We start from the raw sequence: 23,150 nt of genomic DNA, 5'->3' as shown, positions 1-23,150 counted from the left end.
CAAATATTCAGAAATCTCTGCGGTTAAATTCCTATTAGTCATTAGTCATTGATCATTCACACATGACCATTGGCAATTGATATCTGGCAACTGACAATTTAGGAATTCTAGCGATGAAAAGCGATACCTCTGAATCCAAGACTAAGAAAAATATATCGCCAGAAATGGAGTTTTCCGAAAAGTTAACTTTTCGAGATTATCTCCGAGCTACTGAACAACAAGCTAATAAACCTTTACCAATTTGGCGTTTAATTGCTCCTTTGATGTTGCAAGTAGGGTTAATTTTAGCAGTACCAGGGCAAGCATTATATACAGGAGTGACGGGTCGGACAGTGGTTTTGCAAACCGCTTCTATTAATGCAGAAGATTTGCTCCAAGGCTATAATTTGAACCTCGATTATAATGTTTCTCGCCCAGAAAATTTGCGAAGAGTGCCAGGTTGGAGGGATTGGGTAAGAAGAAATTCCCTCAGAAATGGACAAATTGCCCAAGGTAGCACCTTATATTTGATTTTGCAGGAGCGAGAATCCTTTAATGATGGGGTTCCTAGGGCTTGGAGACCAGTGAGAATTAGTAGCAGTCGTCCTGTGTTTCTACCCGATGAACAGGTAGCTTTAAGGGGCACTTATCAAGATGGGGCTGTTAATTACGGTTTGGAAAACTACAACATTCGGGAATCACAACGCCGCAGAATTAATGAGGAGATTTTGGAAGCACAGCAAACTAGGAGTGGTAGACGTACACCCATTGTTGTGAGGGTGAAAGTCGATCCCCAAGGCAATGCTGTGCCTGAAAGTCTGTGGATACGCGATCGCAACTATCGTTTTTAGTTTTCGTGACGTACATTCCAGGCTGCACCAAAAGCAGCCCCAGCACCTGCTAATAATCCGGTACTCATCCCTTGAATGGTTCGCTGCCAGGAACTTTGGGTGATACAATCACTGGTTACTGTACTGGCATTGAGGCACATTTTACTTTCAGCCCAGCCAGCAGTACCGCCTAATATCACGCCAGAAAAACTGCAAGAAATAACAAGAAGTAGCAACCGTTTCGTTTTTCTATCCATAGATGGATGTGTGGAATAGAGGAGCGAGTTTAATTCTTCACTACTCTACACTCTTTTGGGCATAAGTCACGGGGAATAGAAAAGTTGCGATCGCTTTTTCGGCTTTTTTTTGCCTAAGTCCAGTTAACAGGCAATTACTATGATGCAGGATAAATGTTCCTCATCTGGTCACTGCCTTGATAGAAACGGAATTTCGGCTGGTTTTTTAACTCCTAATCCATCCGCAAGTTAAAGGGAAGACGGGCATAAATGCCTTGACGATCGTTCATTTTTTGCAAGATTTCTATTTCTTGTTGTAGTTTGCTAAATTCTGCCCAGAGGGGATTATTGGGTTGAGGTGGAGTTGTTTCTATCCCCAATTTTGTTTGGACTTCTTCCACAGTCCGACCAAATAAACGTTCCTCTAAAGTAGTCTGACGGGGATGTTCTTGTAGTTGCCAATTTTTGCCTAAGTTGGCTGTTTTAGCCGCGTAATTGATCGCTACTTGTAAACCACCAATTTCATCAACTAAACCAATGGCTTTAGCTGATGCACCTGACCACACTCGTCCTTGGGCAATTTCTGCGACTTTTTGTGGTGGCAGTTTCCGACCTTGGGAAACTTTATTTAAAAACATATAGTAGATGCGGTTGACGCTGCGTTGGTACAGTGCTATTTCTTGGGGAGATTTGGGACGGGCAGCGGTTTGAGTGTCAGCGTAGGTTGCAGTTTTCACAGTATCCCAAGTAATACCGTTATTGTTAGCTAATTTTTGACCGTTGAATAAAACCCCAAATACACCAATGGAACCTGTGATTGTGTTGGGTTCAGCAAAAATCCTGTTGGAGTCGCTAGCAATCCAATAACCACCGGAAGCTGCCATATCTCCCATAGACACAATTACGGGTTTCACTTGACGAGTTAATTTGATTTCTCGCTGCATGATTTCTGATGCAGTGGCACTACCACCGGGGCTATTAATTCGCAGGACTACAGCTTTAACATCCTGGTCTTGTCGTAGTTTTTTAAAGATTCTAGCGTAGCGATCGCCTCCAATTTCTCCTTCTTGACCGCTACCATCGACAATTTCCCCTTCGGCATAGACCACAGCAATTTTTTTGTCTGACTGACTATCTGCGGCTGAAGATTTCCTCGCAACTTCTGCATATTCAGTCATTTTAATTTGGCGGAAGTTTTTTTCCTTTGTATCACTACCTGTCAATTTTTTCAGGTTAGTTACTACTTGGTCTACATAAGCTACCTGATCAACTAAACCATTGCTTTTCGCTTCATTAGCTTCTAAGAAGGCCTGATTATCAGCGATCGCTTGCAACTTTTGGGGTGAAATTTTACGGCTATTACCAACGGTATTGCGCCATTCTCCCCACACATCGTCTAGCAATTTCTGAGTTTGTTCTCGGTTTTCTGGACTCAATTTATCCAAAACTAAGGGTTCTACTGCCCCTTTAAATTTCCCAACTCTTACCACCTGTACGCCAATGCCATACTTTTGTAATGCCCCCGTTAAGAACATGGGTTGTGAACTTAAACCGTTCATTTCCATCCCACCGATGGGATTAATAATTACCTGGTCAGCCACAGAACTGAGATAATATTCTCTTTCATCCCAGGCTGTACTATAGGCAATAATTTTCTTCCCCGCTGCCCGGAAATTTTCTAAGGCACGGCGAATTTCTTTCAAGGAAGCATAGCCGATATTACTATTGTTGAGAGAATTACTACCATCTAAATAGATGCCCACGATACGGGAATCTGATTTAGCCTTTTCAATAGTATCGATGAGTTGGCGCAGGGTAATTTGCTCTGTATCTTCCCCACTCAAGGTTTTTTGCAATAATTCTGTTGAACTGGGTTCACTATCAGTAATTTTTGTCCCTAAGTCAAACACCATTACGGATTTATCTTTGACTTCTGGCCCTGTATCTTTGGAACTAGTAGCTACTAATACAAACAGAGATAATAAACCAATGGCACCAATACTAGAGAAAATAGCTAATCCTAGTAAGGTACCAATGAGACTGGATAAAGTTTGTTTAAGGAAATTATTCATTAGTTTTTAGTTATTAGTTATTAGCACAGAGAAAAGAATGTATACCATTTGATATGGGAAATTTTGGATGTGAGATTGAGATGGCCTATCTATTAAGCCTTCTCTCTATCACCATCGTTTGACAAATTGGTATGACAGAAAAAGTCTTGTTTACTATTGTAAGCGCTGTAAACTATCTGAATTCTTTAATTGAGACAAAGAAGAGTTGCCTGTACAGAAGAGGACAGTGGTGATTTCCCCAATTAAAATATCTGTTAATTCTGCTATGGCCGCTTCCGAAACTGCTGCGGCTTTGAGAAAAGGCATGGCTAAACCAGCGATATCTGCACCTAAAGCGATCGCTTTGGCTACGTCTAAACCATGTCGTAACCCCCCGGAAGCAATGAGTGGGATATGAGGGGCGATCGCTCTAATTTCTTGAATACAGTCAGCCGTTGGTAAACCCCAATCAGCAAAGGTTTTCCCCAACCGTCTTTGTAAAGGATTTTCCCCCCTTTCCCCTTCTACTAACGCCCAGGATGTACCTCCAGCACCAGCCACATCTATAGCCACTACCCCAGCCGCAATTAATTTGTCTGCCATTTGCCCTGATATGCCATTACCTACTTCCTTGGCAATTACTGGCACTGAGACTTGATTGCATAATTTAGCTATTTTGTCAAGTAATCCCCGAAAATTGACATCTCCCCTCGCTTGAATACACTCCTGTAAGGGATTCAAATGTAGTATCAGCGCATCAGCTTGCAAAATATCCACTACTCGCAAACATTCATCCACACCATAGTCATAATTCAACTGTACTGCACCCAAATTGGCAAACAGTAGCACATCAGGTGCATACTTGCGAACAGCAAAGGTATCAGCGACTTGGGGTTTTTCCACTGCTACCCGCTGGGAACCTACACCCATTGCTAGTTTATAGACTTGGGCCACCTCTGCTAAACGACGGTTAATCATCCCTGCTTGTTCTGTTCCCCCTGTCATAGAAGATATGAGCAAAGGTGCACCCAGATGTTTACCCAGAAAACTGGTAGAAATATCAATATCGTTGCGGTCGAGTTCCGGTAAGCAACAGTGAGTAAATCGATAGCGTTCTAGTCCAGTGGTCACTTCCTGACACTGAACATTTTCTTCTAAACAAATGCGGATATGGTCTGCTTTACGATGCTGAGTTTGAGCGGAAATACTAGAAAGAGGATTCACTGGTAACTATAACTCCAAGCTGTTGCCTTTCTTATTTTGGCAGTCTCAGGCCAGTATGGAGTTAGACATCTACAGAAAATTCACCAACAGGAATCTCAATCACAAACTCTGTTCCTTCTCCTGGTGCAGTGTTGCAATACAGCTTACCCCCATGTTTTTCAGTAATAATTTGGTGACTGATAGACAAACCTAAGCCTGTACCTTGACCAACTGGTTTAGTTGTGAAAAATGGATCGAATAACTTAGCACTTACATCTTTTGTCATCCCAGGGCCATTATCAGTGATCCGAATAGAAATCGACTGGTCATTTTCCAATTGTGTTTTAATCACAATTTTCCCTGGATTTGCACAAATTTCCTCATAGGTTTTACCTATATGAGTTTCTAAAATGGCATCAATGGCATTACAAATAATATTCATGAATACTTGGTTGAGTTGGCCTGGATAACACTCAACTAATGGTAATTGACCATATTCTTTAATCACCTGAATTTCTGGTGTATCAGGCTTGGCTTTGATGCGGTTATGCAATATAGTCAAGGTACTATTAATACCTTCATGGATATCAACATTTTTAACTTCCGCTTCATCTAACCGTGAGAAATTGCGTAAGGAGAGAATAATATCACGAATGCGATTAGTACCTATTTGCATAGATTCTAATAGCTTCGTAAAATCTTCACTAAGAAACTCTACATCAATATCCTTTCTCAGTGTTTCTATTTCTGCTGGAGGATGGGGATAGTGTTTTTCGTACTGATTCAGCAAATCCAATAATTCATGGGCATACTCATTCGCATAGGTAATGTTTCCATGAATAAAGTTAACTGGATTATTAATTTCGTGGGCTATTCCTGCTACTAATTGACCCAAAGATGACATTTTTTCTGATTGGATCAATTCCATTTGCGATTTCTTCAGTTTAGTGAGGGCATCTTTCAATTGCAGGGAATGTCTTTCCAATTCTTGATTCAATTGCTGGAGATGAAGTTCAGACTCTTTGCGCTCTGTAATATCTTGAACAGTCACCAGGATACCAATGACATTACCCTCTGCATCATGTAAAGGTACTCTATTCGTTTCTGTCCACATGTTTTGTCCATAAGCATTATGAACACATTCCAGGACACCAATTTCTTGACTATTGGTATTCATAATCTGACTATCATGGAGAGAAGCTTCTTTCTTAGCTAGCACCTCATCATCTTTTTTGCCAATAATGGCTTCTGGTGATTCTAAGCCAGCTAATTCAGCTAATTTTTGGTTACAACCTAAAAATACAGAATTGCGGTCTTTCCAATAAATTGTTTGGGGAATAGTGTTAATAACTAATTGTAATAGTTGTTGAGATTCTCTTAATTGTTCGGCACTAGCTTTGTGCTCTATCAATAAAGTTTTAAATCGTTTAATTAAATCATTTAAAGAAGTAGTTAGGATTCCCACTTCATCATTATTAATTACCGGTGCTTGTAAATCGAAATTCGATTCTTGGGAGACTCTTTGAGCAACTTTTGTGGTAGCTTGAATGGGTAAAGTAATGGCATAAATAGTTAAATAAGCTAGTGATGCGGCAATGCCAATAGATAATAACGTACTAAACAAACTAATTTTAGTATCTAGCCTATTTGCTGTCGCTTCATTTTGCTTTGCTGTTGCTAACTCTCGTTGAGATAAAACCATAATGTCTGAGATGTCATAGGTCAATTGATCTAATTTTTCCCAGACAAATTTGTTAAATATATTATCTAGTTGTGTACGTGCTTGTTCAGAAAACTCTGGTGAGTGAATTGAATATTGATTTAATTTTTGTTTTAACTTGGAAACCTCTTGGACGTAACTTGTCACAATGGGGTCATATTTCCGAAATAATTCATCGTACATCTCATATTGTTTTACTTCTTCTTGCTTGGCCGTAGCAGCAAATTTTTTCAACTCTAGCCAACGTTCCTGGACTTCTTCAGTATATTCTATGAGTTCGTGATATTCTTTTTGAAATGATTCTGGATAATCAATTAAAGTAATTAATTTTTGTTCATGAACTAATGATTGCAGAATAATAGCCTTTAAATTACTGTTAATTTGTAATTCTGTTTGTGCGTGAATTGATAGTATAGATGCTTCTTCTTTATAACGATTGCCTAAATAATCGCCTACAAAAGTGCCCAGTAAAGCTACCCCTATTGCTAACGCGTAACCATAACCGATTTTGCGGCCAATCTTGCTTTGAGCAAACCATTGTTGACATCGAGTGGGCAAATTGAAAGAAATTGGCGGCATAGGAAGATGATTAGCTCTAGTTGCAGGGTTACTCCTAAAACTAGAAAGTGATTGAGCAGCTTTGGTTAAGGAAGGACGTAGGAGATTCATATAAGTAAGGATTTATATTGTCGAATTGGGGATTAAATGCTAGGTCTAATTTATGTAAATTCATTGGTGGATGATGCTTAACCAAATGGTCATAACATGTGGTTTTTACTTAGATATAGGATATGGAGGAATTGTGTAAAACTTGTGGAAAAATCTGAAGCCACTGTAAAGAAAGCGTTAAAATTGGTTGCTGGTAAGTGAAGGCAGGATATCTGAGGCGGGGGATTTGGCCAATTGACGGAAGAAATAACGTAGATTCGACAAGATACCAAGAAGTGGGGAAGCAGGGGAAGAAATGAATGTATTACTATAAAACTTTGAACTTCTCAACTTTTGTTAGTGTAGCTCTATCAACTAAAGCTCCTGATTCTGATTCCTAAACTTCTGAAACGCCTGAATTCATGCCTTTTTCGCGGTTAGTAACACTGATTGTTGGTTTGATTGTCATTTTGGCCCTAGTCCTGTGGCTAATTGACTCTCTATCACGTCTTTACTGGCAGTTGTCCTATTCACCATTGCTAGGTAATTTGCTGTTACTGCTGTTGGTGGTGTTAATTGGCGGTTTGATTGCCGCATTTGTGTATTACGTGATGGTTCTCCAAAAAGGAGAAAAGCGCCGTAGTTATCGCCGAACTGTGACTCCTGCTCAAATTCCTGCGGCTAAATCTGATGCCGCTTCTTCCACTCTTCAAGCAGTGCGTCAACAGGTAGCACAAATTCAAGATGAAGTGACTCGTCAAGCTTTACTGAGTCGCACGAGGGAAATTGAAGCCAATTTGTCTAGAGGTGAAATTCAGGTGGTGGTGTTTGGGACAGGTAGTGCTGGTAAGACTTCCCTGGTGAATGCAATTATGGGGAGAATGGTGGGTGAAGTAAATGCACCAATGGGAACTACTAAGGTGGGAGAAACCTATTGTTTGCGCTTGAAGGGGTTAGAACGGAAGATTTTAATTACAGATACACCAGGAATTTTAGAAGCTGGGGTAGCAGGGACAGAACGGGAACAATTAGCGCGGGCTTTAGCTACAGAAGCGGATTTATTGTTGTTCGTCGTGGATAATGATTTGCGGCGTTCAGAATATGAACCGTTGCGGGGTTTAGCCGAAATTGGCAAGCGATCGCTCTTGGTGTTGAATAAAACTGATTTGTATACTGAACAAGATAAAGAATCGATCCTCGCGCGATTGCGTCAACGGGTGCGGGGTTTTATTGCTACAAATGATGTAGTAGCGATCACAGCTAATCCCCAAACTGCACAATTGGAAACTGGGGAAATCTTTCAACCAGAACCAGATATCATCCCCCTGTTGCGTCGCATGGCTGCTGTCCTGCGGGCAGAAGGTGAAGATTTAGTTGCCGACAACATCCTCTTACAATCTCTACGCTTGGGAGAAGAAGCCCGGAAACTTATTGATGCCCAACGCCGTCGTCAAGCAGATAGAATTGTTGAGCGGTTTCAATGGATAGGTGCAGGTGTAGTTTCTGTTACTCCCCTCCCAGTTGTAGACTTACTTGCTACTGCTGCCGTTAATGCTCAAATGGTAGTAGAAATTGGTCGGGTGTATGGCTGTGAATTAAATATGGAACGAGGGCGAGAATTAGCATTATCTTTAGCAAAAACTATTGCTAGTTTAGGGATTGTTAAAGGTGCAATTCAACTTCTTTCCACTGCCTTACAATTAAATGTTGCGACTTTTATAGTTGGTCGTGCCATTCAAGGAGTAACTGCCGCTTATTTAACTCGAATTGCTGGTAAAAGTTTTATCGAATATTTCCGTCATGACCAAGATTGGGGTGATGGAGGTATGACAGAAGTGGTACAGCGTCAATTTCAAATCAATCGTCGGGATGAATTTATTAAAGCTTTCGTGCAAGAAGCTATTTCTAAAGTAGTGAAACCTTTAACAGATAATTCCGAAGGTGGATGATTAACCAAGACATGAAAATTAAAATGCCAAATATTGAACTATACCGATGGTAATGCAATTGGTAATTGGGATTTAGCTTACTTGAGGTTAAATATCTGCAAATTTTGCCTTTGACAAGGTCAGAAACATTATCTGGTCATGTGTTAAAGGCTAAATGAATTATCCTTCATGATTCCGGAAATAGGAGGTGACGCTAGAAAACCTATATGTATGGATTTCTCAGTAACTAGCTTATGAGCAACCAAATGATAGGTAAAGTATTACAAGAGCGTTACCAAATTGTTCAAAGCCTGGGGGCAGGAGTATTTGGACAAACCTATGTCGCTTTAGATTTAGATTATGCAGATAAGCCGAGATACGTTGTTAAACAACTCAAAGTTAATAGTTATCAAATGAGTTCCTGTTATGACTATCTGCGACTGCGGTTTCTCACCGAAACAGAAACTTTACAAATTTTAGGCAGTCACGATCAAATTCCTCAATTAATTACTTGTTTTGAAGAAAATGAACGGTTCTATTTAGTTCAAGAATTTGTGGCTGGACAAGCTTTAGCTAATGAATTAGCTCTCAATCAAGAACTAGGCCATCGCTGGAGTGAGAATGATGCAGTAGTCTTTTTAGAAGATGTTTTAAGCATTCTGGATTTTGTCCATTCTCAAGGCTTCATTCACTGTGATGTCAAACCGGAAAATTTAATTAGACGTGCTTTTGATGGCAGGTTAGTATTAATTGATTTTGGTTCAATTCAACCAGTTGATTTCAGCACAGAATCGGAACTAGCTATTTATCAAATGCCGGCTACTTCCTTAGGTTATATTCCTCCAGAGCAGTTTTTAGGGCAAACTCAACCCAGCAGCGATATTTATGCCTTGGGAATGATTGCTATTCAAGGTTTAACAGGATTAACACCTCTACAATTTAATATTGATCCAGTAACTAATGAAATTATTTGGTTATCGGAGAATAGCGAAATCAGCGAATATTTAGCGGCTTTTTTAACCCAAATGATTCGCTATAATCATCAAGACCGCTTTCAATCTGCGAAGGAGGCACTACAAGTTCTTCAGCAGATGATTTGGGTCAACCAACCAGAAGAAACTCCCCAGCTAGATGAGGAATTACTATTAGAACCAATTACCCACAAATATCACCATTCTACCAATTCATCTAATTCTAAATCTTCTCCCTTACTAGCAGGACTGCGCCTTGGACTCACCATAAATTCTTTGTTGTTGGGATGGGGAGTATATTCTTTAGCTCAAAATTCTATTTCTCATTCAGAAACAGCAACTTTATATACAGCTATAGATAAATATCAAAGTGGTGATGTTCAACAAGCAATTACTTTAGCTCAATCAATTCCTACCCATAGTAATGTTTATCCAGAAGCCCAGGCAAATATTGGGGAATGGAAAAAACAATGGCAAACTTCCGCAGAAAAATATCTGGTTGCAGAACAAGCGTTGAAGGAAGGTAGATGGTTAGATGTACTGCGTAATGCTCCCAAAGTGCCTACTAGTTTATATTGGCAATCTAAGACAGGTAATTTAGTTCAACAAGCACAGGTAAATATTCAATTCCAAACCCAATCTTTACTGACCAAGGCTTATAAAAGTGCAGAAAATAGAGACTTTTCTACAGCCTTGGAATATCTGCGCCAAATTCCTCCTGAAACTTCTGCTGGTGCCATTGTTCAGAAAAAGTTAGCAGAATATAGTCAGAAAAAGGAAATTCGAGCTAGTCATTTTTTAAATGAAGCTCATAAAAAAGCAGGTGTTCATGACTTTAACGGAGCAATTAAATTTCTCCAAAAAGTTCCTAAAGATACTACAGTTTATCCCCAAGCCCAAAGGAAATTACAAGAGTATTCTCACAAACAAAATATCCGCCAGAAAAACCAAAAATCATGATCCTAATCGCTATTGTGTAGATTTAGGATTAGGGATAGGAATAATGAACCGAGGAGATGTTTCCGCTTGGAGTTGATTTTGGGCTTCGTTACGACCATTGATAGCTTGTTGATAATCAGGCTTATATTTCAGGGCTTGATTATAGGAAGCGATCGCATCTTGATATCGTCGCATATTCAATAGAGCATTGCCTCTACTATACCAGCTTTCATAATGGTTGGGCTGAGAAAGCACTGCCTGATTGTAGGATGCGATCGCCTCTGCATATTTTTGTAAGTTATATTGAGAATTGCCTAAGTTATACCAAACTTTATAGTCTTTTTTATTAATAGCAATGGCTTTTTGATAAGATTCAATGGCTTCTGCATAACGTTGGCTTTGATGTAACGCCCAACCACGATAATACCAGGCTTGATAATTATCTGGATCAGCTTTGATAATCTGCTCAAAGTTACTAATAGCTTCTCCATACCTGCGTAAAGTAATCAGGACATTGCCTCTAGATAGCCAGGCTACATAATTATTGGGTTGATATGCCACTGCTTGGTCATAAGCTTGAAAGGCATCTTCATAACGATTTAAATTAACTAAACTATTACCTTTGTTATACCAGCCAGCAGCGTAGTCTGGTTTTAATTCCACAGTTTTATTATAGGCATTAATAGCTTCTTCATATTGTTTTATATTTTGTAAAATTAGCCCCTTGTTATACCAAAACTGATAATTATCTGGTTGTAACTCAATTGCCTGTTCATAGGCTTTAATTCCTTGGTCATATTGTTTTAAATTGCGGAAAGCATCTCCTTTCGCATTCCAAATACTAGGGTCATTATTTTTAAATTGTAATGCTTTATCAAATGCGGATATTGCTTCAATATAACGTTGTAATTTGATTAAAGTAAATCCCCTATTTATCCATGCTTCTAAATAATCTGGTTGCAGTTGAATTGCTTGGTCGTAAGCTTTGAGTGCTTCTGAATATTGCTTTAATTCAAATAATGTCTTCCCTTGACCATACCAACCTTGAGGGTAATTAGGTTTGATATTTACTGCTTTTTCATATAATGCTAATGCCTCTTCATAGCGTTGTAGTTGCAATAATGTATTTCCTTGCTGAAACAATTCCGTCGCGCTGTGAGAATTAATTCGATTCATGACAAATATAGACCCGATGCTAGCAGCACCAATGAAGCATACAGATAAGGTAACTTTCCAAATTAATCCTGGTTGTTTTAGTTGATGTACAGGAGTAGTAATTGGTGCAAGAGGTGTGACAATTACAGTCCTAGAATTATTAGCTGTTAAATGATTTAATGCCTGTAAAGCAACAGTTGCTGAAGCATAACGCTGGCGAAAATCATAACGCACCATTATGTCAATAAATTGTGCTAACTCTGGTGAAACTTGAGCAGATTTTTTCCAGACAATTTCATTAGTTTCTACATCTTTTTCTAATTGTTCAGGTGCTAACCCAGTCAAAGCTTGAATAGCAATTATGCCTAAAGCATAAATATCACTACTCAATTTTGGTGTACCTTGTGCTTGTTCACTGGGAATAAAACCAGGTGTACCAATAGCCACCGTAAATTTAGTTTCCCCAACAGATGCAATGGCTTGGGTTGCAATTTGTTTGACTGCTCCAAAATCAATTAAAATTAACCGACCATCTGTTTTCCTTCTGAGAATATTACGCGGGTTAACATCACGATGAATTACTTGTTGTTGGTGTACAAAATCCAAGATTTCTAAAATTTCTTTTAACCAGGAAATTACCTCTCCTTCATTCAACAATTTTCCTGGTATTAACTCTTGACTCAAATCGTGACCAACAATAAATTCCTGAACCAGATAAAATTCTGCATTTTCTTCAAAGTATGCCAAAAGTTGGGGAATGCGATCGTGATTTCCCAATTTATATAAAACTTGTGCTTCTGTATCAAATAATCGTCTAGCAGTCTCTAAGGTTGTAGGATCATTTGCTTGTGGCTTTAATCTTTTCACAACACAAGGAGGTGCACCAGGTAGCTGAGTATCATGAGCAACGTAAGTTTCTCCAAATCCACCTCCTCCCAGGTGGCTGATAATTTGGTATCTTCCTGTCAGAGTGTTCCCTAGCATCCCTTTTGCCTAACTGAGTGTAAGATGACATCATTTCAATCTTGCCACAGGGTTATGGGATACTGGGTAAATTATACCAATTAAAAATTCATATCTTTAGGTTTGACTGGAGTTTTCCGGCTGGGATATGCTACTCAATTGCGGATAATTTGTATTATTTGGCTTTTTCATGTAATGACATCTGCTAACGAATAGCTTTATTTTCCAGTTTAGGCATTTTCAACTTGCTCATCAATTCAAAACCTCTGATCAATTAACATGATTCCTGTCAGTGACAATGTAATCAAATGGAATAAACCGATTATTAATTATTGGTTAATTGGCATTAATATTAGTATTTTTTTATGGGAAATTTACTTAGCAATCAACGATAATTTAGGCAATTTTATTAATAATTGGGGAATTATTCCTGCTCAAACCAATGGAGCCATTACTAATGCAGTTTTCTATAATTCTGCTGCTTGGATAGTTGTATTTTGGCGCTTACTTTCCCTCCCAATTGCCCTATTCATTCACAGTAGCTTTAGCCAAATATTAGGCAATATGCTATTTTTGTGGGTGTTTGGTCAGTCTGTAGAAGCGGCTATCGGTCAGCGACGCTATATAGTGCTTTATCTAGCATCTGGGATATTCTGTGGTATGGTACAAAGTTTTTTCGACCCAAATTTAACTATTCCTATAGTGGGAGCGAATGGAGCGATCGCATCTATTCTTGGTGCGTATATCATGAAATATCCCCAAGCCCGTATATATTCGGTTTTACCATTAATATTTGTCTATATACCAGTTGAATTACCAGCTTTTTTATATGTATGTTGGTGGTTTGTCCAACAAGCTTTTTATGGCATTGGTAGTTTAAATATTCCTGGTGGTGTTAATCAATCACATTTTGCTTTGTGGGGACAATTTGCAGCTTTAGTCACTGGTGCAGCTTTTATGAGGATGGTGACTAGACGTTAAAGCTAAATGCCAGTAAAACTATTAAATGCATTGGTGCTGGATAAAAATAAGTTTTAATTGAGGTTAAATATTCATGGACAGAAACAAAATGAATTATTTATGTGTCATAAAAGTTAAATATCTTCCGTGAAAACACCTCTATTTACTCTGAAATGATAGAGATGAAATTCTCATAATTTGGAGATTTTATCCTAAAAACTTTTCTATCAAAATTAGGCAATATTTGTAAATTTATACGGAATAGTTGCCAGTAATCGAGAAAAGAGATATAAAAACATATTCAAAACTATAGTTATGAGGCAATTTTATGTACACCCACAAAAAATATCTTTTCCCCTTAGCACTTGTTGTTATTTGCACTATTCTTAGCAGCTGTACAGGCACCAATACAGGAGAAAATGCCAATAACCCCTCCTTGGAAAGCCCCACAACCACTACTACCCCCCGTCCTCAACTGAGTCCTTCCACTGCACAACTACGGTCTAAATCTGTGGAAGCAAAACCTAATACAACTCAAGAACAGCCAGATTCTGAAAATGAGACAAAAACTGAGGCTGAGACAAAATCCAATCAACCGAAAACAATCAACGTCACCTTATACACAAGTGACGACCAATGTCAAGAATTGATCCCGAAAAAAACTGAAGTCTCTGCCCAAGAACCTGTGACAGAAGCAATCGGACAAATTCTCAAAGATAGAGATGGTGCTGATTTTAGCTTATCTGGCTATCGTGTCAATATTAAAGATGGAGTGGCAACAGTTGATTTGCGTCTAGCTGCTGATTCTAAACGTCAATTAGCTTCCCTCTCTAGTTGTGAGCAGTTTGCCATATTTAGCAGCTTGCGTAAAACTTTAACCAGTAATGCCCAATGGAATATTAAAGATGTCCGCTTTACAGAACGGGGACAAGACTTAGCTTTGTGATGTATGTATATAGATGAATGGAGACGTTGCCTTTGAAGCTAATGTAGTGTTTTTACTTATAGCCATGGACAAGGCAGTTAGGAAATTAGCTCAAACTAAATCTGAGATATTGAAAGGTTTTTAGCACTGTCGTCACCTGTCACTTGCTATAATTTCCCAACCAGTCAACCATAGTAAAGATTTTCTAGCGATTCTTCCCAGACACAGAAACACTCTATTAAGATAAAAAAGTCTTGAGTCAAGGGCGGCAAACTAATGGATGTCAAGCTAATTTTGGTTGGACTAACAGTTATATTTACTTTTGCTTGTTTATTTTTCGGAACTCAAAACGGATTCTATGATTCCGACAACTATCATGGTAACGGTTCTGCACACTGATGTGGGTTTGCGGGACGTTTACAAATGTTAACAAAATGAAATAAGTGTATTTATCATTGCCGTAATCATTCACTTGGTACACCAGTCATCTTCTTTCAAGTTTCCCTGACATCTAAATTAAGGGATAATTTTGGAGCAGGTTTAATGGGGAGAAGTGTATGAGGGATGATTTATCAATCCCTTCTCGCCCTGATGCTGGTGAGTCGGCGAATGAATTAGCATGTTTACCCTATGGAGTGCAACATGAGGATGAGGGTGTTTGTCTACTAGTACGGATTGGCCCGTACCGGATTATTCTAGATTGTGGCTTGGCGGATATTTCTTCTTTAGCTAAAGAAGTAAATCAATCAGCACCACGAGGTATTGTGCCGTTACCGGCGGATTTAGTATTGATTAGTCATGCTCATTCCGATCATGCCAGAGGGCTTCTGGCACTGCACCAAAGCTTTCCCACTTTACCTATTTATGGCAGTGAGGTAACTAGCAAGTTATTACCACTGAATTGGTTAGATGAGAATCCAGAAGAAATTTCCGCTTTTTGTCAGGCATTACCGTTGCGATCGCCTGTAGAAGTTCTTGATGGTCTAATTGTAGAATTGTTCCCGGCTGGCCATTTACCAGGGGCTGTGGCCATTCTCATCACCTACCGCAGTCCCCAGCGTGATTACAAAATTCTCTATACAGGAGATTTCTTCTTGTCTAATTCCCGGTTAGTGGAAGGTTTGCGTCTAGAAGAATTACGGGGTTTAGATTTAGATGTGCTGTTAATTGAAGGTAGCTATGGCACTTCCCGTTATCCTCACCGTCGCAATCAAGAGAATCAATTAGCAGAAAGAATTCATCGAGCGATCGCAGAACACTGTTCTGTCATTTTACCCACACCAGCATTAGGATTAGGTCAAGAATTGCTGATGCTGTTACGTTCCCATCACCATTTTACGGGAAGAGATTTGGATATTTGGGTAGATGGTGCAGTAGCGGCTGGTTGTGACGCTTATTTAGAACTTTTGCCCCATTTACCCGCCTCAGTGCAAAACTTTGCTCGCCATCAGCCTTTATTTTGGGATGAACGGGTGCGTCCCCGTGTGCGTAGGTTGCAACCGGAAAATCTCTCCTTATTAGGTAAGTCTCCTTGTATTGTGCTGACCGACCCGACCATTGACGTATCGAAATATTGTCAACCCAATACTGGCAGTTGGCTGATTTTATTACCAGAAAAAATAGATATTCCTATTCATCAACAGGCAATAGATGACATCACTATAGAAAGTTATTTGCTGGCTCAACACAGTGATGGCCCCGGCACAACCCAATTAATTCATAATTTAAGACCCCAGCATGTGGTGTTTGTTCACGGTTCACCTGCCTATTTAGCAGACCTGACCAGTTTAGAAGAATTACAAAACCGTTATCATCTCCATTCCCCGGCCTGTGGCACATTGGTAGAACTGCCCATTGGCGAGACCTTTTTGCAACCAGCTGCCCCGGAAACTAACTACGAAGGGGAACTTTCGGAATTAGATACTGTAGTTACAGTCACCCTGCCAGAAGCCATTACAGAAGACCCGCGATGGCGACAGTTTGCCGATACAGGACTGATTGAAGCCCGTTGGCAGGGGGAAGAATTAGTGTTGCGGGGGTTGACTCAGAGGGAATTGCTCAATCAAAATAGCGATCGCTTTACGTGGACAGATATAGAGTGCTGTGGAACTTGCCGATATCAAAGAGGGCAACGGTGTTGGAATCCCGCCGCCCCATTGTATAACTTCAAAGTTACTCTTGAAGGTTATTGCCCTGCCTTTGAACGATTATCTAATGCTGAGTAACAAGTTAGGATAAAAAACTCGGCACTCCCTGTGGCAAGCCAATCACATAACCCTTACAGCACTCATTAATCTGGATTTGAGTCAGTAAAACGGTTACGAATTCGTTCGGCTTCTGGACAATCTTCCGTCATGAGGGGTTCCACATTGCCACGTGGTACTGACGCGAGTTTTTGCGTTACAGACCCAATGCTTTCTAGGCGAACCATCTCTTCCCAAGAACAAACTTCGTCCTCTTCGTCTGTTTCATAGCGTAGAGTCACTAAATCACCCTCGATATCGATGATGCGGGCCCGCTCGATCCAGCGTTGCTGGTCCCGCAAGAATACACATACCTCCCGCCCGTCGCAACACAGTTGATAAATCTTGCGGTGTAGCATGTACTGCTTCTGCCTTTTTAAACAACGTAGTTAAACCTGTCGAAATTTTGGGTTTTATCCCAGTTAAAGATACACCCTGAAGAGTTTAATTCTACAGTTCAGAACGAGAGTGTTTAGTGACCCAATCTCACAGCTTGGTTATAGTTGTCAGATTTCGGAAAAACTAGGGTCATAAACTAAAAGTTTCTGCATCAGTTGAACTCGATCTCTCAGGGAAGTGATTAGAGATTGTTTACTTCATTCATAGAAGTCAAACAACTCTGGAGTTGCCCTAACCGGGTAAATATGTACTGGTGATTGTTTCCTACCATTATGTAATAAAAAGTACTGCAAAACAAGCGTTGATTGAAGTTGTTTGAGTTGCCTACTTGTATTCATTGGCATTGCTGAGAAGTCTGGGGACTTGGCTTTACTTTAACCCCTAATGTATTTGATCTTAACTCATTCTCTGGTGACCTTCATGGTTTTAAACAACAATCCCTGAAGAGTTTTGAGTTAAAACCTATAGCTTGATGTAATAAATCCTTATATTAATGGAGAATATAACGCAGTTAGCGTAGCCCTAGTTACCTGGATGGAGATAATTGCTATCTTCTTGCAAAAAACACAACAAATTAGCCCCAATTAGCATTTTTTGAGTTTTTATGAGATTTATAACTAAATTTTAATGAATTTTATTCAAAGCTGGAAATTCCATGGGGCGATTGGGAGAGGCTTCTCTTTTAATGTCACCATTACGAACCGCATCATACAAAGCAGATAAAGCAGCCAAATCTTCTGATTGATAGCATCTGGTTGCTAGGACTTGGTGGATGAGACCCTCAGATTCAACACTAAGACATCCCGTTTCAAAGGCAGATTCTACTAGGGCGCGAATCATGATAGTTAGGGCTTAGTAAACAATTTATCATTTTTAGTGTGAAGCATTTTCTCGTTAATTACATTGATGCAAAGCGGGTAATATTTGTGATTGTAGTTACACCTGATTTGTGATCCCCGTCACAACAAAAATCTAAAAATAAGCTAAATAATACCGTAAATTCAGTACATTTAGAATAGCAAAATATACAATAAAGACGCTATCACATTTGATAACGCCTAATGAGAAGGCAATATAAAAAGATACTTTAATAGCCGTCTTATTACTTTATTAAATTGTATTTAAAAATACATAAGAAATGAAAATATACTATTTAAGGGCAAAATTGGCGAAAATCCTCATCTTTTTGACTTAATTCCACCCAATCGAGGTGGAGAGACTGAAATTTTTCGACTAAGCGATCGCAGGCGGGGCGTTCAGTTCCATAATGTCCAGCATCGATTAAAATTACCCCTTTGTCACGACTCTCCTGAAATTGATGAAATTTACAGTCGGAAGTTAAATAGGCTTGAGCACCTGTTTTGGCAACGGCGGAAATAAAACTAGCTCCCGAACCACCTAATACAGCAACTTTGCTAATGATTTGTTGTAAATCGGCAGTGGGAGAAAAAAGTAACTTGGGGGGATTGAGTCGAGTGTGAATTTTTGTCAATAATTCCTTTAAAGTTACACTGGGTGCTAATGTGCCAACACGACCATAACCGAGATTTCCTTGGGTAGGGATTAGGGGTGATACCTCTTGTAAGTTAAGAATTTGCGCTAAAACATCAGCAGTACCATCAGCTACTTGATCAAAGTTGGTATGGGCGCTATAAATACCGATGTTGTGCCTAAAGGCTAATCGCGCCATTTCTGCCAACGGATCACCACTACACAGAGATTTAGGCGGGTTGAATATGAGAGGATGATGGGCAAAAATCAAATTAGCAGATTTAGCGATCGCTTCTTCCATCACTGCCAAAGTAGGAGTTAAGCACACCAACACCCGCGCCTGTGCCTCTAATACCCCAGGTTCTATTTGCCAACCACAATTATCCCAACTTTCACACCAAGCGGGATTTGCCCATGCTTCAAACCAACTAATTAGCTCTGCTATTTTCATTAATTGATAGGCGTATTTTTACGGAATTTTTCAACAAAGTTATGAAGGCATATTATAGCTAGTATAAAGCTAGCATAAATGCTTAGTAAACCTGCCCCATACTCATGAAATTTTAAGATTAAGTACCCAGCATTTGAAGGTTATGTAAAGTTGCGTAAAGTCCTCCTTGGGAAAGTAATTGCTCATGATTACCTTGTTCAATTAATTCACCACGTTTCAATACTAAAATCCGGTCTACATTGCGGATAGTAGAGAGACGGTGAGCAATAATAATTGCTGTGCGTTTAATGAGGAGTTGATTGAGGGCTTCTTGGACTATAGCTTCTGTACCTACATCCAAACTAGCTGTAGCTTCATCCAGAATCAAAATTTGTGGGTTGCGAATAGCTGCACGGGCAAAAGCTAATAATTGTTTTTGACCACTAGAAATATTTGTCCCCCGTTGGCGGAGTTGGGTATCATAGCCCTGAGGTAGCTGGTCAATAAACTCAGCCACATTGGTTTTCATGGCTGCTTGTTGAATTTCCTCAAAATTATAGCGATCGCCCAAGGTAATATTACTTTTAACATCCCCAGCGAATAAAAAGGCTTCTTGTAAAATCACCGTCATATAGCGTCGCAGTTCTTTTTGGGGGATATCCCGATTATCCACACCATCAATGAGAATGCGTCCTTGGGTTGGTTCATAGAGACGACATAACAGACGAATAATCGAACTTTTACCCGCACCAGTCGGCCCCACCAAAGCCACCTTTTCCCCTGGATTAATTGTAAAATCCAAATTTTTAATTACATAATCGTCATCTTTATAGGCAAACCATACATTTTCAAATCGAATTTCTCCCCGTGGTGGAGTAGGTGTAAAATCTTGGGATTCTAGCTGAGGGACAATTTCTTGAATATAACCCGATTTAAACTCTAAAAAAGATTCAGCAGACTGGAGAGAATCACGAATTTCTATCGGTTCATCTAAAATATCCGTCACTCTTTCAATTGCCGTAAAACCAGATTGAATTACCGTAAACTTTTCTGCAAAGTTCCTGAGTGGTTCAAATAATTGTTGGGCATATAAAACAAAAGCCGATAAAATCCCAAAAGTAATAAACTTCCCCGACAGTAACCAACCTCCAATCCACAAAACCCCAGCCACTGCCACCAATCCTACCCATTCCAAAGTTGCAGAAACAGCAGAGTCATACCAAATACTTGTATCTAACTCCTTTATGTAGCGGTGGTTAGTAGCCCGGAATAATTCGCCATTAAATTTTTCCCGCCGAAATAGCTGCACAACATTAATGCCAATAATATTTTCTTGCAGTTGAGAATTTAGTCTTGATAATTCTTCCCTGGCCTTGTAATTTGCTTGACGATACTGTTGCTGAAAGTAAATAATTAACCATGTAATGGGAAACAACATCAATAACAATAAACAAGCAAGTTGCCACTGAATGGAAAACATCAAGCCAATAATCACCAGCATGGAAAATAAATCGGAGATAATGCCAATTGCCCCAGTGGAGAAAACATCCCCTAAACTTTCCACATCACTAGTCAATCGAGTAATTAACTTCCCAACAGGTGTAGTGTCAAAAAAACGTACTGCTAAAGATGTGACATGCTTAAATAAATCTTCTCTAATTGATGCTGTAATTTTTTGCCCTAGTTTCTGAACTAAATAACCTTGTATACCTGTTAAAGATAAACGAATAATAATTGCTGCTAATAACATTCCCTGGAGAATACCTAAGCCTTCCCAAAGGGAACGATTTTGCAAAAAACCATACACACTTGGTTCTTGACGAATTAAGGAAATAGCCTGACCAACTAAAGTGGGTTGAATAGCATTAGCTATAGCAATAGGAATCAGTAGAGACATTGAAAGTGTTAGTAGTCCTTGATGACGGCGTGCATAAGGAACTAAACGCAAAAATAATCGCCAGTCGTTTTCTTGCTGACTGTGTTCTTTTTGAGATTTTTTCTGGAATGGGTAGATGACCATGTTTAGCAATTCACAATGAGCAAAACTAGTCTAGGAGAGTATCTAGTTTGACGAATTAGTTTTAATTTAACCTTAAAATCTCTGTCAAAACCATGTGAAAAAAGATTCCGCTTTTTTATACAACTACCATCCAACTAGAAATAGATTTGCTCGGCCACAAGTAAGAGTCAGTACCAAAGGCTAAAGCACACGCAATCATTGATGGTGCGTTGTACTACAAGACAACACAGCCTACTTAAGCATTACTCAACATGAATGAGAGATTTTTTTAGCATGGACTTACTTAGGTTGTGGTTATGAATTTAAGTGAGAGATAATTTTACCCAGGTGAGTGTCAACGGCTATATTTTTCACTAGGGTTTAAGTATGACAGAAGAAAACAACTCTGGTAGTCAAGATGACTTGAATAAGGAAGAAACTACCCAAGACCAGAGTCAGTCTCCTGACTCAGGGGGAGAACTTCATAGGGTAATTTTTGGGGTGCAACAGGAAGAAATAGTCAAACGTTTAGAAGGTAGTAGTCCAGCAGAATTACCTGGTGTTATGCAAGCAGGTAATCTAGACACCACCTTAACCTACTGGCAGGGACGCAGTGAGGAAATTACCCAACTTACTCAATGGTTAGAAGATAAAAATATTACTCTGATTGGGATTGAAGGTATTGGCGGTGTAGGAAAATCAATGCTAGCTGCCAAAATATACAAAGAAATTGGGCATTTCTCGAAGCGATACTGGGTAGATGTCAGTTGTGGTCTAGTATTCAGCGATTTAGCCTGCCAAGTGCTAGGAGAATTTGGTGATCAATCACAAAAAAAAGAATCACAATTAGTAGAAGCATTAATTAACTGCCTAAGATCCGAGTCATACTTACTCATCATTGACAATTTAGAAAGTTTATTACAGCAAGATCAGCAATGGGACAGCCAGTTTTATAGTGAATTTTTCACAGTTTGGGCAGAGTATGGTGACAAGAGTAAAGTCTTAATCATTACTAGAGAACGACCCCAACAGCCAATAGCATCAAAAATTCAATGGCTATCTCTCACAGGTCTGAAAATTGAGGCTGGGGTACAACTGCTAACCGCGTTGGGCATTAGGGGAAATTTAGAAGCATTTACTAAATTAGTAGAAGGGCATCCGCTGTTATTGAGATTAGTGGCCGATTTACTCACAGCAGAATTCCCCGAAGATCCTAGCTTAGAAAGGCTAGGAGAACTAGGCTTAGGGAATCTACAGCAGATATTAACTGATACTAATTTAGTGAATCAGCATCATCGGGGTAATGTGGCGATGATGTTGGTACTAGATGCCAGTTTTGCACGATTGCATGATCTACAAAAGCAACTATTATTAAATGTCAGCGTTTACCGTGGGGGTTTTCATCAAGGAACAGCAGCAAATTTGTTATTGGAAATTTCAGAAAATGATATTGAGCAGGAATTGAAAACCCTGGTTAATCGCTCATTTTTACTAGAAAAATCCAACAGCCAAAAATGGTTTATTTTCCATTCAGTAGTGTTGGAGTATTTGCGCTGCAAAGCTGGTGACAAAACTGAACTGCATCAGCAAGCGATTTCTTTTTATCTTTTGCATGTTAAACAAAAACCTTGGCATAGTGTGGTAGATATCCACGAATATCTAGAAATTTTCTACCATCAATATCAACTCCAACAATATGACGCTGCATTCGATGTATTCAAAACAGTCAATGATTTTTTAACATTAAATGGTTACTACATGCTCCAAGTTGAATTGTGTAGACAATTAATAGGAGTATGGGAGGTCACAGGAGAGAGAAACAACTGGAATTATCACGCTACTATTACCAGGCTAGGTTTTGCTTATCAATATTTGGAACGGTATCAACAGGCACTAAATTGTTATCAACAGTCGTTGCAGATAGCCCAAGAAAATAGCGATCGCCCTAGCGAAGTAGATACCTTAGGTTATATCCCACCTTCCGCCCCCTAACTGTCACAGAGGGAAATTACGGAGAGAAAACATCTAATTGAGAATAAAAACAGACATATTGAGTGTAAAAAGACATTTGAATAACAGT

The 23,150-nt window shown here is 39.4% G+C and carries 16 protein-coding genes; 7 read left to right on the top strand and 9 right to left on the bottom strand.

Features of this window, described 5'->3' with window-relative positions; translation table 11 throughout:
• Positions 1 to 113 precede the first annotated feature (113 nt).
• Entirely contained in the window at positions 114 to 830 is a 717-nt protein-coding gene (locus tag H6G73_RS07805; protein WP_190602975.1) for a GDYXXLXY domain-containing protein, read from the top strand.
• Here H6G73_RS07805 and H6G73_RS07800 read toward each other — a convergent pair.
• The 4 genes from H6G73_RS07800 to H6G73_RS07785 all read right to left on the bottom strand — a co-directional run bounded on the left by H6G73_RS07800 (position 827) and on the right by H6G73_RS07785 (position 6,688).
• Positions 827 to 1,066: a hypothetical protein gene (locus tag H6G73_RS07800; protein WP_190602973.1), complete on the bottom strand. Its 240-nt coding sequence runs from the start codon at positions 1,064 to 1,066 to the stop codon at positions 827 to 829. The two genes, H6G73_RS07805 and H6G73_RS07800, sit on opposite strands and share 4 nt — an antisense overlap.
• A 212-nt stretch (positions 1,067 to 1,278) precedes the next feature.
• Positions 1,279 to 3,117 (bottom strand): signal peptide peptidase SppA, encoded by a 1,839-nt coding sequence (gene sppA / locus H6G73_RS07795; RefSeq protein WP_190602972.1) that lies wholly within the window; start codon positions 3,115 to 3,117, stop codon positions 1,279 to 1,281.
• 153 nt (positions 3,118 to 3,270) lie between these two features.
• Positions 3,271 to 4,320, bottom strand: coding sequence for a type 2 isopentenyl-diphosphate Delta-isomerase (gene fni, locus H6G73_RS07790; protein WP_190602970.1), 1,050 nt, complete (start codon positions 4,318 to 4,320; stop codon positions 3,271 to 3,273).
• Between the two features lie 61 nt (positions 4,321 to 4,381).
• The gene (locus tag H6G73_RS07785; protein ID WP_242034142.1) at positions 4,382 to 6,688 is read right to left on the bottom strand and encodes a HAMP domain-containing sensor histidine kinase; all 2,307 of its coding nucleotides are present in this window, start codon (positions 6,686 to 6,688) and stop codon (positions 4,382 to 4,384) included.
• 401 nt (positions 6,689 to 7,089) lie between these two features.
• On the opposite strand from H6G73_RS07785, the gene H6G73_RS07780 reads away from it, so the two are divergent.
• Positions 7,090 to 8,616 carry a YcjF family protein gene (locus tag H6G73_RS07780; protein ID WP_190602968.1) on the top strand — a complete coding sequence of 509 codons (1,527 nt, stop codon included), beginning with the start codon at positions 7,090 to 7,092 and terminating at the stop codon, positions 8,614 to 8,616.
• A gap of 233 nt (positions 8,617 to 8,849) precedes the next feature.
• Positions 8,850 to 10,526: a serine/threonine protein kinase gene (locus H6G73_RS07775; RefSeq protein ID WP_190602966.1), complete on the top strand. Its 1,677-nt coding sequence runs from the start codon at positions 8,850 to 8,852 to the stop codon at positions 10,524 to 10,526.
• Between the two features lie 9 nt (positions 10,527 to 10,535).
• On the opposite strand, the gene H6G73_RS07770 is transcribed toward H6G73_RS07775, so the two are convergent.
• Entirely contained in the window at positions 10,536 to 12,644 is a 2,109-nt protein-coding gene (locus H6G73_RS07770; RefSeq protein ID WP_190602964.1) for a serine/threonine-protein kinase, read from the bottom strand.
• 258 nt (positions 12,645 to 12,902) lie between these two features.
• Between H6G73_RS07770 and H6G73_RS07765 the strand changes: the two genes are divergently transcribed.
• From H6G73_RS07765 to H6G73_RS07755, 3 genes are all read left to right on the top strand, one after another.
• Positions 12,903 to 13,604: a rhomboid family intramembrane serine protease gene (locus tag H6G73_RS07765; protein WP_190602962.1), complete on the top strand. Its 702-nt coding sequence runs from the start codon at positions 12,903 to 12,905 to the stop codon at positions 13,602 to 13,604.
• Between the two features lie 307 nt (positions 13,605 to 13,911).
• Entirely contained in the window at positions 13,912 to 14,529 is a 618-nt protein-coding gene (locus tag H6G73_RS07760) for a GerMN domain-containing protein (RefSeq protein WP_190602961.1), read from the top strand.
• A gap of 536 nt (positions 14,530 to 15,065) precedes the next feature.
• Positions 15,066 to 16,733, top strand: a complete 1,668-nt coding sequence (locus tag H6G73_RS07755; protein WP_190602958.1) for an MBL fold metallo-hydrolase — start codon at positions 15,066 to 15,068, stop codon at positions 16,731 to 16,733.
• 65 nt (positions 16,734 to 16,798) lie between these two features.
• Here the strand turns inward: H6G73_RS07755 and H6G73_RS07750 are convergent, their stop codons facing one another.
• From H6G73_RS07750 to H6G73_RS07735, 4 genes are all read right to left on the bottom strand, one after another.
• Positions 16,799 to 17,110, bottom strand: a complete 312-nt coding sequence (locus H6G73_RS07750) for a DUF6679 family protein (protein ID WP_190602956.1) — start codon at positions 17,108 to 17,110, stop codon at positions 16,799 to 16,801.
• A gap of 664 nt (positions 17,111 to 17,774) precedes the next feature.
• Positions 17,775 to 17,990 (bottom strand): hypothetical protein, encoded by a 216-nt coding sequence (locus H6G73_RS07745; RefSeq protein WP_190602955.1) that lies wholly within the window; start codon positions 17,988 to 17,990, stop codon positions 17,775 to 17,777.
• A gap of 313 nt (positions 17,991 to 18,303) precedes the next feature.
• Positions 18,304 to 19,092, bottom strand: a complete 789-nt coding sequence (locus H6G73_RS07740) for a Nif3-like dinuclear metal center hexameric protein (protein WP_190602953.1) — start codon at positions 19,090 to 19,092, stop codon at positions 18,304 to 18,306.
• Positions 19,093 to 19,210: 118 nt separating this feature from the next.
• On the bottom strand, positions 19,211 to 21,091 hold the full coding sequence (locus H6G73_RS07735) for an ABC transporter ATP-binding protein (protein ID WP_190602943.1): 1,881 nt from the start codon (positions 21,089 to 21,091) through the stop codon (positions 19,211 to 19,213).
• Between the two features lie 366 nt (positions 21,092 to 21,457).
• Here H6G73_RS07735 and H6G73_RS07730 point away from each other — a divergent pair, with 366 nt between their 5' ends.
• Entirely contained in the window at positions 21,458 to 23,062 is a 1,605-nt protein-coding gene (locus tag H6G73_RS07730; protein ID WP_190602941.1) for an NB-ARC domain-containing protein, read from the top strand.
• Positions 23,063 to 23,150 lie beyond the last annotated feature (88 nt).

The sequence above is a fragment of the Richelia sinica FACHB-800 genome, from assembly GCF_014698825.1.
GTDB lineage: Bacteria > Cyanobacteriota > Cyanobacteriia > Cyanobacteriales > Nostocaceae > FACHB-800.
This window is presented reverse-complemented; position numbering and strand designations above follow the sequence as displayed.